The organism is Longimicrobium sp. (assembly GCA_036387335.1).
Classification (GTDB): Bacteria; Gemmatimonadota; Gemmatimonadetes; order Longimicrobiales; family Longimicrobiaceae; genus Longimicrobium.
Genome location: DASVTZ010000033.1, coordinates 23,307 through 37,276, shown reverse-complemented (window position 1 = coordinate 37,276; position 13,970 = coordinate 23,307). Strand labels below are relative to the sequence as shown.

At 70.4% G+C, this 13,970-nt stretch carries 18 protein-coding genes; all 18 read left to right on the top strand.

Going from position 1 to position 13,970, the window contains the following annotated elements; genetic code table 11:
• Positions 1 to 234 precede the first annotated feature (234 nt).
• The 18 genes from VF647_03215 to VF647_03130 all read left to right on the top strand — a co-directional run bounded on the left by VF647_03215 (position 235) and on the right by VF647_03130 (position 13,926).
• The gene (locus VF647_03215; protein HEX8451077.1) at positions 235 to 417 is read left to right on the top strand and encodes a hypothetical protein; all 183 of its coding nucleotides are present in this window, start codon (positions 235 to 237) and stop codon (positions 415 to 417) included.
• 48 nt (positions 418 to 465) lie between these two features.
• Positions 466 to 1,329: a translation initiation factor IF-3 gene (infC, locus tag VF647_03210; protein ID HEX8451076.1), complete on the top strand. Its 864-nt coding sequence runs from the start codon at positions 466 to 468 to the stop codon at positions 1,327 to 1,329.
• 13 nt (positions 1,330 to 1,342) lie between these two features.
• Complete coding sequence (gene rpmI, locus VF647_03205) at positions 1,343 to 1,537, top strand: 50S ribosomal protein L35 (protein ID HEX8451075.1); 195 nt, start codon at positions 1,343 to 1,345, stop codon at positions 1,535 to 1,537.
• Positions 1,538 to 1,575: 38 nt separating this feature from the next.
• Complete coding sequence (gene rplT, locus VF647_03200) at positions 1,576 to 1,932, top strand: 50S ribosomal protein L20 (GenBank protein ID HEX8451074.1); 357 nt, start codon at positions 1,576 to 1,578, stop codon at positions 1,930 to 1,932.
• A gap of 132 nt (positions 1,933 to 2,064) precedes the next feature.
• A complete protein-coding gene (locus tag VF647_03195; GenBank protein HEX8451073.1) occupies positions 2,065 to 2,223 on the top strand; it encodes a hypothetical protein in 159 nt (52 codons plus the stop codon).
• Positions 2,224 to 2,256: 33 nt separating this feature from the next.
• Complete coding sequence (gene pheS, locus VF647_03190) at positions 2,257 to 3,285, top strand: phenylalanine--tRNA ligase subunit alpha (protein HEX8451072.1); 1,029 nt, start codon at positions 2,257 to 2,259, stop codon at positions 3,283 to 3,285.
• 111 nt (positions 3,286 to 3,396) lie between these two features.
• Positions 3,397 to 3,789 (top strand): SMI1/KNR4 family protein, encoded by a 393-nt coding sequence (locus VF647_03185; protein HEX8451071.1) that lies wholly within the window; start codon positions 3,397 to 3,399, stop codon positions 3,787 to 3,789.
• Positions 3,790 to 3,809: 20 nt separating this feature from the next.
• Positions 3,810 to 6,161: a phenylalanine--tRNA ligase subunit beta gene (gene pheT, locus VF647_03180; GenBank protein HEX8451070.1), complete on the top strand. Its 2,352-nt coding sequence runs from the start codon at positions 3,810 to 3,812 to the stop codon at positions 6,159 to 6,161.
• A complete protein-coding gene (locus tag VF647_03175) occupies positions 6,142 to 6,444 on the top strand; it encodes a hypothetical protein (GenBank protein HEX8451069.1) in 303 nt (100 codons plus the stop codon). The genes pheT and VF647_03175 overlap by 20 nt, the downstream gene beginning before the upstream one ends.
• Complete coding sequence (locus VF647_03170; GenBank protein HEX8451068.1) at positions 6,441 to 6,779, top strand: cell division protein ZapA; 339 nt, start codon at positions 6,441 to 6,443, stop codon at positions 6,777 to 6,779. The genes VF647_03175 and VF647_03170 overlap by 4 nt, the downstream gene beginning before the upstream one ends.
• A gap of 187 nt (positions 6,780 to 6,966) precedes the next feature.
• Entirely contained in the window at positions 6,967 to 8,529 is a 1,563-nt protein-coding gene (gene rny / locus VF647_03165) for a ribonuclease Y (GenBank protein HEX8451067.1), read from the top strand.
• A 392-nt stretch (positions 8,530 to 8,921) separates the two neighbouring features.
• Positions 8,922 to 9,734, top strand: coding sequence for a TIGR00282 family metallophosphoesterase (locus VF647_03160; protein ID HEX8451066.1), 813 nt, complete (start codon positions 8,922 to 8,924; stop codon positions 9,732 to 9,734).
• The gene (locus tag VF647_03155; GenBank protein HEX8451065.1) at positions 9,731 to 10,642 is read left to right on the top strand and encodes a bifunctional 5,10-methylenetetrahydrofolate dehydrogenase/5,10-methenyltetrahydrofolate cyclohydrolase; all 912 of its coding nucleotides are present in this window, start codon (positions 9,731 to 9,733) and stop codon (positions 10,640 to 10,642) included. The genes VF647_03160 and VF647_03155 overlap by 4 nt, the downstream gene beginning before the upstream one ends.
• Positions 10,639 to 11,901: an exodeoxyribonuclease VII large subunit gene (xseA, locus tag VF647_03150; protein HEX8451064.1), complete on the top strand. Its 1,263-nt coding sequence runs from the start codon at positions 10,639 to 10,641 to the stop codon at positions 11,899 to 11,901. The genes VF647_03155 and xseA overlap by 4 nt, the downstream gene beginning before the upstream one ends.
• On the top strand, positions 11,898 to 12,122 hold the full coding sequence (gene xseB / locus VF647_03145; protein ID HEX8451063.1) for an exodeoxyribonuclease VII small subunit: 225 nt from the start codon (positions 11,898 to 11,900) through the stop codon (positions 12,120 to 12,122). The genes xseA and xseB overlap by 4 nt, the downstream gene beginning before the upstream one ends.
• On the top strand, positions 12,119 to 13,042 hold the full coding sequence (locus tag VF647_03140) for a farnesyl diphosphate synthase (protein ID HEX8451062.1): 924 nt from the start codon (positions 12,119 to 12,121) through the stop codon (positions 13,040 to 13,042). Before xseB ends, VF647_03140 begins: the two co-directional genes overlap by 4 nt.
• Before the next feature lie 126 nt (positions 13,043 to 13,168).
• Positions 13,169 to 13,432, top strand: a complete 264-nt coding sequence (locus VF647_03135; protein ID HEX8451061.1) for a hypothetical protein — start codon at positions 13,169 to 13,171, stop codon at positions 13,430 to 13,432.
• Positions 13,429 to 13,926, top strand: coding sequence for a PIN domain-containing protein (locus VF647_03130; GenBank protein ID HEX8451060.1), 498 nt, complete (start codon positions 13,429 to 13,431; stop codon positions 13,924 to 13,926). The genes VF647_03135 and VF647_03130 overlap by 4 nt, the downstream gene beginning before the upstream one ends.
• The last annotated feature ends 44 nt before the right edge of the window (positions 13,927 to 13,970 follow it).

Sequence of the window (13,970 nt, the reverse complement as noted above, 5' to 3'; positions counted from 1 at the left end):
TCCTGCTGCGGAGTCAAGGTGAATTATAAATCCATGTACAACAAGTTTTCGGCAAATCCAACGATTTCGGGTATAAAAGTCCAGCATTGGCGCCAATTCCGTCTCTCGCGTGTACCTTTTACTGTCGAACCCCTGCTGTGTGAGGCCCTTCTGTAAAAATCTGTATCACTTCGGCCGATGCGGGGTACCTCAGTTGTGGCGTGTAACGGCACGCCGGTTGCCTTGGAAGCCGGCATGCTAGTAATCGCGAGAGAGATCCGGGGCGCGGTCGACGAGGCCGCGCAGGAGGTTCACCAGAAGGTGGACTACGAGATGCTGGGCTCCGGGGTCGGAGCGCAGGCGGGGTGGCCGTGGGCGCTGTTCGCCGTGGGGATGACCGCGGCTGTCACGTTCTTTTTCATCTACACGCCGCACTGACCCGCCGGTTGACAGGCGGGGAGCGCGGGGATAGATTCCCAGGCTCCAATGCTGTACAAGTGGGGGCAGGCAGGCCCTCCACCTTTCGGCTTCGTCTCCTCAGTGGGGGCGAATGCTGCCGGGTCCGCGCATCGCGCCTCGCCCCGTCCGTCTCCACCGGAGCACGGAGTGCGTGTGCGCGTGGACGGATCTGAGCGTTTCAGATCCGTCTTTTTGTTTCCCCCGAATTCGGAGAGCGGCGCCATCCAAGAGAAAGTGCGGGTGAATCGGCAGATCCGTATCAGCCCCGTCCGGGTGATCAGCCCGGAAGGCGAGCAGCTCGGGATCCTGCCGATCGAACGGGCGCAGGAGATCGCGGAAGAGCAGGGGCTGGACCTGGTGGAAGTCGCACCGCTGGCCCGGCCGCCGGTCTGCCGCATCATGGACTACGGCAAGTTCAAGTACGAGGAGCAGCGCCAGCAGCGCGAGGCGCGGAAGAAGCAGCACCACGTACAGATCAAAGAAGTCAAGATGCGTCCCGGGATCGAGGACCACGACTACGACTTCAAGCTCCGCCACGCCCGCCGCTTCCTCGAAGAGGGGAACAAGGTCAAGCTGACCATGATGTTCCGCGGGCGCCAGATGGCCCATCCCGAGTTCGGGCGGCAGGTGCTGGACCGCGTGTCGGTGGCGCTCCAGGACATCAGCAAGGTAGAGTCGCACCCGATGATGGAAGGGCGCAGCATGGTGATGATGATCGCGCCGCTGAAGCCTCCCTCCAGCCCGTCTGGAGGTTCCGATCGGTCCGCCCCCGCGAGCACGGGAGGGGACGATCGCCCCGCACCCGCGGCCGCGGGTGCATCTCAACGGCCCGCGCCGGTTGCGCCGCGGGCTCCCGAACGACCCGCGCCGCCCGCGGCCGAGTCGAAATAAAGGAAGTCATCCGATGCCGAAGATGAAGACCCACCGGGGTGCGGCGAAGCGCTTCAAGGTGACGGCCAAGGGCCGCGTGAAGCGTGGGAGCGCCATGCACAGCCACATCCTGACCAAGAAGTCGCCGAAGCGGAAGCGGAACCTGCGCGGCACCACCATGCTCGCCAAGCCGGACGAGAAGCGCGTGAAGCGCCTCCTCCTGGCCTGACGCGCGCTTTCGCAACCGAATAGAGAGGGTTTGGACTCATGCCTCGCGTAAAGAACAACGTCGCCCGCCTGCGGCGGAAGCGGCAGATCCTGGCGGACGCCAAGGGCTACTTCGGCCGCCGCAAGAACCTGTACAAGACGGCGAAGGAAGCCGTGGAGCGGGCCCGCCGCTATGCGTACCGGGACCGCAAGAACCGCAAGCGCGAGTTCCGCCGCCTGTGGATCGTCCGCATCAACGCCGCGGCCCGGATGAACGGGCTGTCGTACTCGCGCTTCATGAACGGCCTCAAGCGCGCCGGCATCGAGATCGACCGCAAGGTGCTCGCGGACCTCGCCGTGCGCGAGCCGCAGGCCTTTGAGCAGCTCGCCAGCGCCGCCACGGCGAACCAGGGCTGAGCTGTCCTGTTTCGACGTTCCCGAGCGGCGCCGTGGACCTCCACGGCGCCGCTCGTGTTTTGCGGGGTAGCCAAATGCCGGGCCGCCGTCCAGATTGTGGCGGCGGAGCACGATCAACCCTGCGAGGGCGCGATGAACCGACGCCGGCTCACCATCGTTCGCGAGCGGCCCGCTTTCAGGGCGCTCGAAATCGTGTGCACGATCGTGCTCTGCGTCATCGTGTACCTGCTTTCCACGCCTCTGCTCGACTGGGTGCGCGAGGCGGGCGGGTACACGATCATCGGGCGATGACCTTCGCGGCGATCCCAGGGCGGAACAGGTAAGATGAGCATCACGGAAGAGCTGATCGCGCAGCTTCGCGCGCTGGAGTCTGAGGGTGGTGCGGCGATCGGCGCGGCGGATGGGGCCGAGGCGCTGGAGGCGGTGCGGATCGACCTGCTCGGCCGGAAGGGGCGGCTGACCGGCATCCTGCGCCGCCTGGGCGAGCTGTCGCCCGCGGAGCGGCCCGCGGTGGGGGCGGAGGGGAACCGGGTGCGCGATGCCCTCAACGCCCTCTTCGACACGCGGACCGCCGCGCAGGCCGCCGCCGCGGACACGGGGCCGCGCGAGGACCTGACGCTCCCCGGGCGCGCGCCGTGGCGGGGCGGGATCCATCCCGTGCGGCAGGTGGTGGACGAGATCTGCGAAATCTTTCGCGACCTGGGGTTCAGCCGCGTGGCGGGGCCGGAGGTGGAGACGGCGGAGTACAACTTCGCCAAGCTCAACTTTCCGCTCGATCACCCCGCGGCGGACATGCACGACACGTTCTACCTGGGCGAGGGGGTGCTGCTGCGCACCCACACCTCGCCGATGCAGGCTCGCATCATGGAGGCGCACGCGCCGCCGATCCGCGTGGTGATCCCCGGCACCGTGTACCGCCGCGACCCGTTCGACGCGAGCCACGCGCCCGCCTTCGAGCAGATCGAGGGGCTTGCAGTGGACGAGGGCGTCACCTTTGCCGACTTCAAGGCGACGCTCGCCCTGTTCGTGCGCCGCTTCTTCGGCCCGGACGCGAAGACGCGCTTCCGCCCCTCGTACTTCCCCTTCACCGAGCCCTCCGCGGAGGTGGACGTGTCGTGCATGATCTGCGGCGGCTCCGGGTGCTCGGCGTGCAAGGGGACGGGGTGGATGGAGATCATGGGCGCGGGGATGGTGCATCCCAACGTCTTCAAGCACGCCGGCATCGATCCCGAGCGCTACACCGGCTACGCCTTCGGGATGGGTCCGGGGCGCATCGCGATGCTGCGCTACGGCATCACGGACATCCGGCTGCTGTACGAAGGGGACGTGAGGTTCCTGGGGCAGTTCGCGTAACGGCGGGGAATGGGGAATGGGGAATGGGGAATGGCTAGATGACGACGCTCCCGCGTTCCTCGTTCGGCTCGTGGAGCGGTGGGGGAGCAGGGGATTCGCAGCCACGGCGGGGTGGGTGAGGACGAGATCCGCGCGTTCGAGGCGCGGCGCGGCGTCGGTATGCCGGACGATCTGCGGGCGTACTTCCTCCACGTCGGGGGGGTGCGGATGGACGGCGAGAGCCCCGCGCTCGACCAGGACCTGATCCGCTTCTGGCGCTTGGGGGACCTCGAGACCCTGGCCTCGTCCTGGGTGCCCACACCTGACGCGCAAAGCTGGTTCGTCATAGCCGACTACAATATCTGGGCTTGGGCGTACGTGATCCGCCTTTCGCCGGATCCGGCCGCGACCGCGCCCGTCGCGGTGAGCTTCGGCGGCGCGGAGCTGCGAGCCGTCGCCGGTTCGTTCGAAGAGTTCGTAGAGATGTATCTGCGGCGCGATCCGCTCGTGATCTCGCCTGACTAGTAAACGACACACGGCGGTCCATGAACGTCTCGTACCTCTGGCTCAAGTCCCTCGCGCCCGGCCTCAAGGGCACCGCGGAGGAGATCGCGCACCGCCTCGCCCTCCTCGGCGCGCCGGTGGACGAGCTCACGCACCTCGGCGCGGGGATCGGCGACGTGGTGGTCGCGCGCGTGGAGGAGGTGTGGCAGCACCCCAACGCGGACCGGCTGCGCGTCACGCGCGTCAACGCGGGCGGCGAGACCGTGCAGGTCGTTTGCGGCGCGCCGAACGTGGAGGCGGGCCGCTTCTACCCGTTCGCGCCGGTCGGCGCGACGCTGCCCGGCGGAATGACCATCGGCAAGGCGAAGCTGCGCGGTGAGGTGAGCGAGGGGATGCTCTGCTCCGCGCGCGAGCTGGGGCTGGGGCGCGACCACTCTGGGTTGATGACGCTGAACGGCGACTACGCGCCGGGCACCCGCTTCGTGGACGCGCTGGGGCTGGACGATTACCGCCTCCTGATCGACGTCACCCCGAACCGCGGCGAGCTGCTGTCGCACGTGGGCGTAGCGCGCGAGCTGGCACCGGGTGGAGTGGCGGGAGTGGAGCTGCCTGCTTTCCCGAATGCCTCCGGCGTGCGGCTGGAGACCCGAACGGGCCAGCTTGACGGCGAAGTGGCCGGCGTGCGGGTGCGGATCGAGGACGAGGCGGGTTGCCCGCGCTACATGGGCGCGGTCGTGCGCGGCGTGCGCGTGGGGCCGTCGCCGGAGTGGCTGGCGACGAGGCTGCGCGCGGTGGGGTTGCGCCCGATCAACAACATCGTCGACGCCACCAACTACGTCCTCCACGAGCTGGGCCAGCCGCTGCACGCCTTCGACCTCGCGAAGCTTCGCGGGGGCGAGGTTCGCATCCGCCGCGCGCGCGACGGCGAGTCGATCGCCACGCTGGACGGAACGGACCGCTCACTTGTCGCCAGCGACCTGGTGATCGCGGACGGGGAGGGCGCGGTCGCGATCGCGGGGGTGATGGGCGGCGCGAACAGCGAGGTGGACGAGGGGACGACGGACATCTTCCTCGAGTGCGCCCTCTTCGAGCCGAAGACGGTCCGCCGCACCCGCAGCCGCCTCGTGCTCTCCACCGACGCGTCGTACCGCTTCGAGCGCGGCGTCGATCCGGAGGGTCAGCAGGTGGCGCTGGAGCGCGTGGTGGAGCTGATCGTGGCGGTGGCGGGTGGCACGCCGGAGGAGGCGCTCGACCTCAACCCGAGCCCGTGGGGCCGGCGCGTTGTAGCGCTGCGTCCGGAGCGGGTGAAACGCGTCCTCGGCGCCGAAGTCGCGCCCGCGGAGATCGCGACGCTGCTGGCGGAGATCGGCTTCGAGGTGGACCCAGATGCCTCGCCGATGCGCGTGGTCGTCCCCGGCTTCCGCGGCGACGTGGAGGAGGAGATCGACCTGATCGAGGAGATCGCGCGGCGCCGAGGCTACGACTCCTTCCCCGACGAGCTGGCGCCGTTCCGGCCGAGCAGCGTCCCCGAGGCGCCGGTGGTGGAGGTGGAGCGGCGGATCGCGGAGCGCTTCGTGGGGTGGGGCTTCCTGGAGGCGCGCACCACCGGCTTCGTGCCGGAGAGCGCGGGCGAGGTGCGGGTGCTCAACCCGCTCTCGGCCGAGGAAGGCTTCCTGCGCACCTCGCTCGTCCCCGGCCTGCTGCGCCGCGTGGAGCACAACTTCGCCCACGGCGTGCGCGACGTGCGGCTCTTCGAGATCGGCACCGCGTTCAGCGCCGGGCCCGCGGGCGGGATGCCGCACGAGGAGCGGCGCGTGGCGGCGGCGTTCAGCGGCGCGCGCGCCCCGCGGCACTGGACCGGCGAGGCCGGCGCCTACGAGGTGTGGGACCTCAGGGGGATGCTGGAGGAGCTCGTCCGCGAGTACCCGGACGCGCGCGTGGACGTGCTGGGCGCCGGCTTCACCGTCGTGGGCCCGGACGGGAGCCTGGGCGGCGGCGGGGCGGGCGAGGGGGTGGATGCGCCCGCGTGGGCCGCGCCGGTGTGGACGCTGGAGCTGCGCCTTCCCGCCGCGGCGATGGACCGGCGCGGCATCCGCTACGCCCCGCTTCCCACGCAGCCCGCCTCCGAGCGCGACCTGGCGCTCCTGGTGCCGCACGCCGTCACCGCCGAGCAGGCGGGCGCGACCATCGTGGACGCCGCATCCGCGCTGCTGGAGGGGCTCGCCCCGTTCGATCTGTACGAAGGAAAGGGACTACCGGAGGGAACGCGCAGCGTGGCCTGGCGCCTCCGCTTCCGCGCCACCGACCGCACGCTGACCGACGCCGAGGTGGACGCGGAGGTGGAGCGGGTGCTGCGTGCCCTGGAGGAGCGCCATGGTATCCGACGCCGCTGAATCCGCCGGGCCGGCCGCCGGCTGGGAACGGCTGGAGCTCGCCGCGCGCGCCGCCGCATCCTCCGTCGCCGACTGGCGCAGCCGCGCCCGCGAGGCGGAGGCCGAGGTGGACCGCCTGCGCCGCGAGCTGGAGGCGGTGGGCGCCGCCACCCCCGACGACGCGGGCGGCGAGCTGCGGCGGCTGCGCGCCGAGAACGCCCTCCTCAGCAGCCGCACGGACGAGGCCCGCCAGCGCATCCAGGCGCTGCTGGTCCGGCTCGCCATGCTGGAGGCACGCCGATGAACCGCGCACGCCTCACGCGCCACTCGGTCACGGTGGAGATCGCGGGAGAGAAGCACGTCCTGCGCTCCGAGCTGCCGCCGGAGGACACGCGCGCCATCGCCGCGCACGTGGACACGACTCTGCGTGGCCTTCCCGGCTACCAGACGCTGGAGCCCTTTCGCGCCGCCACCCTGGCCGCGCTCTCCATCACCGACGAGCTCTTCCACGCCCGCGAAGAGCTGCGCCGGCTGCGCGAAGAGATCGCGCAGCGCACCGCCGAGCTCGCCGCCATCCTGGAGGAGGCGGGCGAGGACGACGCGGCGAAACGCCCGCGCGGAGGGTCGAGAAAGGGCTGAGCGGCACTCATCCGTTTCCACGACAGGGTTGCGGCGGAAGCTGGCGCGCACCTAAGTTGAGAATGCGGCTTCCCCGCCGCCGCGCTGGAGAATGCGCGTATGGAACGGTGGCGGGTCGGTACGAGTCTGCCGCCGTACTTATTTGTGACAAGACGCGGGCCCCGGCCCGCCCTGGAATAAAATCACAATGGAAATCCTGCTGATCGCCGTGGCCCTCCTGGTGGGAGCGGCCGCCGGCTTCTTCGTGGGGAAGAACGTTCTCGAAAGCCGCCTCCGCGCGAGCCGCGCCACCGCCGAGGACGAGGCGGAGCGCATCCGGGGCGCCGCCGTGCAGGAGGTGGACGCGCTGCGCAAGGCGGAGGTGCTGAAGGGGCGCGAGGAGGCGATCCGCGCCCGCGAGGAGTGGGAGCGCGAGGAGGCCCGCCGCCGCGACGACGTGGAGCGGGTGGAGCGCCGCCTCCAGGAGCGCGAGGAGGCGCTCGACCGCAAGTTCCACCTCCTGGACGAGAAGGGGCAGGCGCAGGAGCAGCGCGCCGAGGCCGTGGTGCGGCGCGAGAAGCGGCTGGAGGAGCAGGAGAAGGAGCTGCAAGGGCGCACCGCCGAGGTGCAGCACCGCCTCGAATCGCTCGCCGGGCTCACGGCGGACGAGGCGCGCCGCCAGCTCATGCACGAGATGGAGGAGGGTGCCAAGGCCGCCGCCACCCACCGCATCCGCGAGATCAAGGAGGAGGCCCGCCGCAACGCGGAGCGCGAGGCGAAGGAGATCATCTCCCTCGCCATCCAGCGCATCGCAGCAGACCACACGGCCGAGACCACCGTCTCCGTCGTCGCCCTGCCGTCGGACGAGATGAAGGGGCGGATCATCGGGCGCGAGGGGCGCAACATCCGCGCGTTCGAGCAGGCCACGGGGATCGACGTCATCATCGACGACACCCCGGAGGCCGTCGTCCTCTCCGGCTTCGACCCCATCCGCCGCGAGACGGCGCGCCTGGCGCTGGAGAAGCTGGTCTCCGACGGGCGCATCCACCCCGGGCGCATCGACGACGTGGTGGCGAAGTCGCGCAAGGAGGTGGAGAACGGGATGCGCGAGGCCGCCGAGGAGATCCTGTACGAGCTCGGGATCCACGGCGTGCACCCGGAGGTGGTCAAGGTGCTGGGACGCCTGAAGTTCCGCACCTCGTACGGGCAGAACCAGCTCCTGCACAGCAAGGAAGTGGCGATCCTGGCCGGCAACATGGCGGCCGAGATGGGCTTCGACGCTACCCTCGCCAAGCGCATGGGCCTCCTGCACGACGTGGGGAAGGGGATGACCCACGAGCACGAAGGGACGCACGTGGAGCTCGGCTGGAACCTGGCCAAGAAGTACAACGAGCCGCCTCAGGTGCTGAACGCCATCAAGGCGCACCACGACGAGGAGCCGCACCTCTATCCCGAGTCGTTCCTGGTGACGGCGGGCGACGCCATCAGCGGCTCGCGCCCCGGGGCCCGCCGCGAGATGTTCGAGACGTACGTGAAGCGCCTGGAGAAGCTGGAGGAGATCGCGCTCTCCTTCCCCGGTGTCGAGCGCTGCTTCGCGATCCAGGCGGGGCGCGAGCTGCGCATCATGGTCATCCCCGAGCAGGTGACCGACGAGGAAATGTCGCGCCTGAGCGAGGAGACGGCGCGGCGCATCGAGGCGGAGCTCCAGTATCCCGGCCAGATCAAAGTCGTCGTCGTGCGCGAGACCAAGGCCGTCGACTTCGCGCGCTGATCCACGATCTTTTTACATCAGAGGGCCCGGCTTCCGTGTGGAGCCGGGCCCTCTTAACTGCAAGCTCACGCGGAGACGCGGAGACGCTGAGGAAAAGCAAAGAAGAACAGCGGGGCTCACACAGAGACACAGAGACACAGAGAAAGAATGGCAGAAGTATTTCTCTGTGGCTTGCCGTTCCTTCTGTGGCCTCTGTGTGAGCTTTTCTCTGTTTTTTCTCTTCGCGCCTCCGCGTCTCCGCGTGAGACCTGTTGTTGTTTTGGGACACCGTCCGCACGATGACGTGGGCGAGGTGGCGGACGTCGCAGGCGGGGGTGTGCGGAGGTTGGGACGCGCGATAGATTGCGCGCGTCAGAGGTACAGGATCACTGGAACGGGGTGAGGCGGGGCGAGTGAAGATCCTTTTCGTGGCGGATGTCATCGGCTCGCCGGGCCGGCGGGTGGTGACGCAGCTCCTGCGGCTCGTGCGCAAGGACGTGGGGGCGGATGCCGTCATCCTCAACGGCGAGAACTCCGCCGGCGGGTTCGGCATCACGCCCGACACCGTCCGCGAGTTCCTGGAATTGGGGGTGGACGTCATCACCACCGGAAACCACGTGTGGGACAAGAAGGAGATCCTTCCTCTGCTCGACCGCGAGCCGCGCCTCCTGAGGCCGGCCAACTACCCGCCGCCCAACCCCGGACGCGGGCACACGGTGGTCAAGGTGGGGGCGGTTAGGCTGGCGGTGATCAACCTGCAGGGGCGCACCTTCATGCCTCCGCTGGACGATCCCTTTCGCATGGCCGATGCGCTCATCGCGGAGCTGCGCGGCGAGGCGGACGTGATCGTGGTCGACTTCCACGCGGAGGCGACCAGTGAGAAGCAGGCGTTCGCGCGGTACCTGGACGGACGCGTGGCGGCGGTGGTGGGGACGCACACGCACTGCCAGACGGCGGACGAGCGCGTGCTGCCGGGCGGCACCGCGCAGATCACCGACCTGGGGCTCACCGGCGGGCTCGGTGGGGTGATCGGGATGAAGGCGGAGCTCTCCATCGAGCGGCAGCGCACCCTCGCCCGCGGCGAGCGGCTGCAGCCGGCCGACGAGGAGCTGACGCTGCAGGGCGCGGTGGTGGACGTAGACGAGAAGACGGGGCACGCCCGCTCCATCCAGCGCGTGAGCGTGCCGTACGAACGGGTCCTACAGGGGGAGTTCAGGAAGAAGTGAGCGCGCGCATCATCGAGGGCACCCGCATCGGGCGGGAGATCCGCGCCGAGGTCGCGGCCGAGGTCGAGCGCCTCCGCTCCGAGGCGGGCGTCGTCCCCGGCCTGGCCGTGGTGCTGGTGGGGAACGATCCCGCCAGCGAGGTCTACGTACGCAGCAAGACGCGCGCGTGCCACGAGGCGGGGATGAACGACCGCCTCGTGCACCTGGGCGCCGCCATCAGCGCCGAGGAGCTGTTCGGCGTGATCGACGGTCTCAACGCGGACCCCGCGGTGCACGGCATCCTGGTGCAGCTCCCCCTTCCGCCCCACATCGACCCGATGGCGGTGCTGGAGCGCGTGCACCCAGCCAAGGACGTGGACGGCTTCCACCCGCTCAATGTGGGGCGCGCGTTCGTGGGCGATCCGGCCGGCTTCCTCCCCGCCACTCCCGCGGGGATCATGGAGCTCCTCCGCCGCGAGGGCGTGCCCACGCACGGGCGCCACGCGGTGGTGGTGGGCAGGTCGCTGATCGTGAGCAAGCCGCTCGCGTCGCTCCTGCTCGCGCCAGGCCCCAACGCCACGGTCACCCTCTGCCACCGCCACACGGTCGACCTCGCCTCGCATACGCGGCTGGCGGACATCCTGGTGGTCGCGGTGGGAAAGCCGGGGCTGATCACGCGCGACATGGTCAAGCCGGGCGCTGTCGTGCTGGACGTGGGGACCACCCGCGTGGCGGACCCCGCGGACGCGCGCGGCTACGTCATCCGCGGCGACGTGGAGTTCGACGCGGTGCGCGAGGTGGCCTCCGCCATCACGCCGGTGCCGGGCGGGGTGGGGCCGATGACGATCGCCATGCTCCTGCGCAACACGGTGGAGGCGGCCCGCCGCGCCGCCGCCCGCGCCCGCCGCCGCGCCGGGACCGCCGCGTGACGTACGACCTCTTCTCCTCGGCGGGCGCCAGCGAGCGGCCGAAGCGCGGGATGAACGAGGCCCGCAACGAAGAGGTTGCGCGCGCCGTCGCCGCCCGCGACGCGGACGCCGGGTTTCCGCCGCCGCGCGCCGCCCGCCCGGAGTGGACGGTCGCCGACGTCAACGCCGCCGCGCGCGAGCTTGTGGAAAGCGTCCTGCCGCCCATGTGGGTCGTTGGCGAGGTGAGCAACTTCACGAAGGCGCGCTCCGGCCACGTCTACTTCACCCTGCGCGGCCCCGACGCCCAGCTCCGCTGCGTGATGTGGCGCGACGAGGCCCGCCGCCTCCCCACCGCGCCGGCCGAGGGGATGGAGGTGCGCGCGCTGGGACGGGTGACGCTGTACGAGCCGCGCGGCGAGTTCCAGCTCGTGGTGGCGGAGCTGGAGGGTCGCGGCGAAGGGCTGTGGAAGCTGGCATTCGACCGCCTGCGCACCCGCCTGGAGCTGGAGGGGCTGACCTCGCCCGAGCGGAAGCGTCCCCTTCCCGCGCACCCGGCGTGCGTGGGGATCGTCACCTCGCGCGACGGCGCCGCCCTGCGCGACGTGGCGGCCGTAGTGCGCAGGCGTGCGCCGTGGACGCGCCTGGTGCTCGCCCCCACCCGGGTGCAGGGGGAGGGCGCCCCCGCCGAGATCGCCGCCGCCATCCGCCGGCTGGGGCGCGCGGGGTGCGCGGACGTGCTGATCGTGGGGCGCGGCGGCGGATCGGTGGAGGACCTGTGGGCCTTCAACGAGGAAGTAGTCGCCCGCGCCATCGCGGAGTCGCCCATTCCGGTGATCTCGGCTGTGGGGCACGAAACCGACGTCACCATCGCGGACCTGGTGGCCGACCTTCGCGCCCCCACCCCGTCCGCCGCCGCCGAAGCCGCCGTTCCCGACGGCAGCCGCGTGCGGCGCGAGGTCGCGGAGCTGCGTGCGCGGCTGGTGGACGCGGCGCGCGAGCAGGTAGCGGAGGGGCGCGAGGCGGTCTTCTCCGCGCGGCTGGACCTGCGCGACGCGGCCGAGCGTGGGCTGCGCGGGCGGCGCGAGCGCGTGTCGGCGGTGGCGGGGCGGCTGCACGCGCTCTCGCCGCTCGCTACGCTGGCGCGTGGCTTTGCCGTCCCCCTGTCGCCGGAGGGGCGGGTGCTCCGCTCCCGCGCCGACTTCGCGCCGGGAGGGCGCTTTGACCTGCGCGTGGCGGACGGCACCGTCCCCTGCCGCGCCGAGCCCACGACGGAACGATGAGCGAGACCAGGTTGGAGGGCGCGCTGGAGCGCCTGGGTGAGATCGTGGAGCAGCTCGAAGGCGACGGCCTGGAGCTGGACGAGTCGCTGGCGCTCTTTGAAGAGGGGGTTCGCCTCCTGCGCGGCGCCGAGGCCGTGCTGGACGGCGCGGAGGAGCGCATTCGCCTCCTGGTGGAAGAGGGCGACGGTTTCCGGCAGGACCCGATGGCGGAGGAGCGGTGACGCTGGCCGACCCCATCCCCTCCGCCCGGCTCGACGACTTCCTAGCGCGCGAGCGTGCCCGCGTGAACCGTGCGCTGGAGGAGGTCGCGCGGGAGATCACCGAATTCGTAGCGCTCCCCCTCCGCGAGCCGGTCCGCTACGCCCTCGCCACGCCGGGGAAGCGCCTGCGTCCCATCCTGTGCGCCGCGGCCTGGCGCGCGTCCGCGGGCGAGCCGGACGAACGCGTGTACCGCCTGGCGACGGCGGTGGAGATCGTCCACACCTACTCCCTGGTGCACGACGACCTCCCCTCGATGGACGACGACGCCCTGCGGCGCGGGCGCGCGACCCTGCACGTGGTGTTCGGCGTGCCGCGGGCGACGCTGGCCGGCGCGGCGCTGATCCCCGCCGCCGTCTCCATGCTGGACGGCGCGGCCCGCGCGCTCGAGCTTTCGCGCGGGAGGCGGACGCGGCTGGTGGGCGAGCTGTGCAGGGCGAGCGGCGTGGCGGGGATGGTGGGCGGACAGGTGCTGGATCTCGAGAACGAGGAGCGCCCCACCGACGTCGCCGCGCTGGAGTCGATCCACAGGCGCAAGACGGGCGCGCTCCTCGCCGCCTCTCTCCGCATCGGCGCCCTCGCCGCCGGCGCGCGCGAGGAGGTGCTCGCCGCGCTCACGGTGTACGGCGAGGACCTCGGCCTCGCCTTCCAGATCGTGGACGACGTGCTGGACGTCACCGCCAGCGCGGAGGTGCTGGGGAAGACCGCGGGCAAGGACGAGTCGGTGGGGAAGGCGACGTACCCGGCGCTCTTTGGCATCGAAGGCGCCCGCGCCCTCGCCGCCAGCCGCGTGGAGGAGGCGATCTCCGCACTGCACGCCGCCCGCATCGCGTCGCCCGAGCTGGAGGCGCTCGCCCGGTTCGTGCTCGAGCGGCGAAGCTGACAAAACGGGTCTCACGCGGAGGCGCGGAGACGCGAAGGACTGCAACCGCTTGGCGCACACAGAGACACAGAGACACAGAGGAAGTAAAACGGAATCGTCTCCCCACATAGGGTTCGGAGGTGAACGATGATCGATGTGAAGACGGCGGTCCAGGCGGCAGTGCGCTATGCAAGGGAGATGTACGGGGAAAGGGGGGAGAGCAGCCTCCTGTTGGAGGAAGTGGAGCCTTCGTCCGACGACCGGTTCTGGCTGATCACGCTCAGTTGGCCGAGCCCCGCCAATCCGTTCGTGGCGCTCGCGCGTGCGGGGAGCGGGCGGGACTACAAGATCTTCGAGGTCGACCGCGAGACCGGTGAGGTCCGCTCGATGAAGATTCGCTCCGTCGCATGATCCCCGCCGCCACCGTCGCGCGTTACCGTGGATCGGGGGTGCTCATCGACACCAACCTGCTCCTGATGTACTTCGTGGGCGCACACGATCCGAACGAAATCGCGAGATTCAAGCGGACGATGCAGTTCACCTCAGGGGATCACGATCTCCTCGTAGCCTTCATCGAGCACTTCAGGCGGATCGTTACAACTCCGCATATCCTGACGGAGGTCAGCAACCTCGCGGGACAGTTGACAGATCGTACGCGGACGGGCGTATTCGCGGCACTGAGCGCGGGACTCAGGCTTTTCGGCGAAGAACACACTCCCGCGGCGGAGCTCGCGGAAGACCCCGCCTTCCCGCGCTTCGGAATCACTGACACGGCCGTGCTGCGCGAGGCCAAGGGCCGCTATCTCGTCCTCACAGACGATTTCCGCCTCTCGCAGTACCTCCGATCGGAGGACGTGGATGTTTTTAACTTCCACCACCTCCGGTTATACGACCTGCTCGGCTAGTTCGTGCGCCAGGAGAAAGGTTGACGCGGGCGCGGATGCTTTGT

Bases quoted from the DNA above. Each gene is read 5' to 3' on its own strand.
- VF647_03170 (HEX8451068.1), top strand. From the start codon at position 6,441: ATGAACCGCGCACGCCTCACGCGCCACTCGGTCACGGTGGAGATCGCG.
- rplT (HEX8451074.1), top strand. From the start codon at position 1,576: ATGCCTCGCGTAAAGAACAACGTCGCCCGCCTGCGGCGGAAGCGGCAG.
- pheT (HEX8451070.1), top strand. From the start codon at position 3,810: ATGAACGTCTCGTACCTCTGGCTCAAGTCCCTCGCGCCCGGCCTCAAG.
- infC (HEX8451076.1), top strand. From the start codon at position 466: ATGCTGTACAAGTGGGGGCAGGCAGGCCCTCCACCTTTCGGCTTCGTC.
- xseB (HEX8451063.1), top strand. From the start codon at position 11,898: ATGAGCGAGACCAGGTTGGAGGGCGCGCTGGAGCGCCTGGGTGAGATC.
- VF647_03130 (HEX8451060.1), top strand. From the start codon at position 13,429: ATGATCCCCGCCGCCACCGTCGCGCGTTACCGTGGATCGGGGGTGCTC.
- VF647_03195 (HEX8451073.1), top strand. From the start codon at position 2,065: ATGAACCGACGCCGGCTCACCATCGTTCGCGAGCGGCCCGCTTTCAGG.
- pheS (HEX8451072.1), top strand. From the start codon at position 2,257: ATGAGCATCACGGAAGAGCTGATCGCGCAGCTTCGCGCGCTGGAGTCT.
- rpmI (HEX8451075.1), top strand. From the start codon at position 1,343: ATGCCGAAGATGAAGACCCACCGGGGTGCGGCGAAGCGCTTCAAGGTG.
- VF647_03135 (HEX8451061.1), top strand. From the start codon at position 13,169: ATGATCGATGTGAAGACGGCGGTCCAGGCGGCAGTGCGCTATGCAAGG.
- VF647_03175 (HEX8451069.1), top strand. From the start codon at position 6,142: ATGGTATCCGACGCCGCTGAATCCGCCGGGCCGGCCGCCGGCTGGGAA.
- rny (HEX8451067.1), top strand. From the start codon at position 6,967: ATGGAAATCCTGCTGATCGCCGTGGCCCTCCTGGTGGGAGCGGCCGCC.
- VF647_03215 (HEX8451077.1), top strand. From the start codon at position 235: ATGCTAGTAATCGCGAGAGAGATCCGGGGCGCGGTCGACGAGGCCGCG.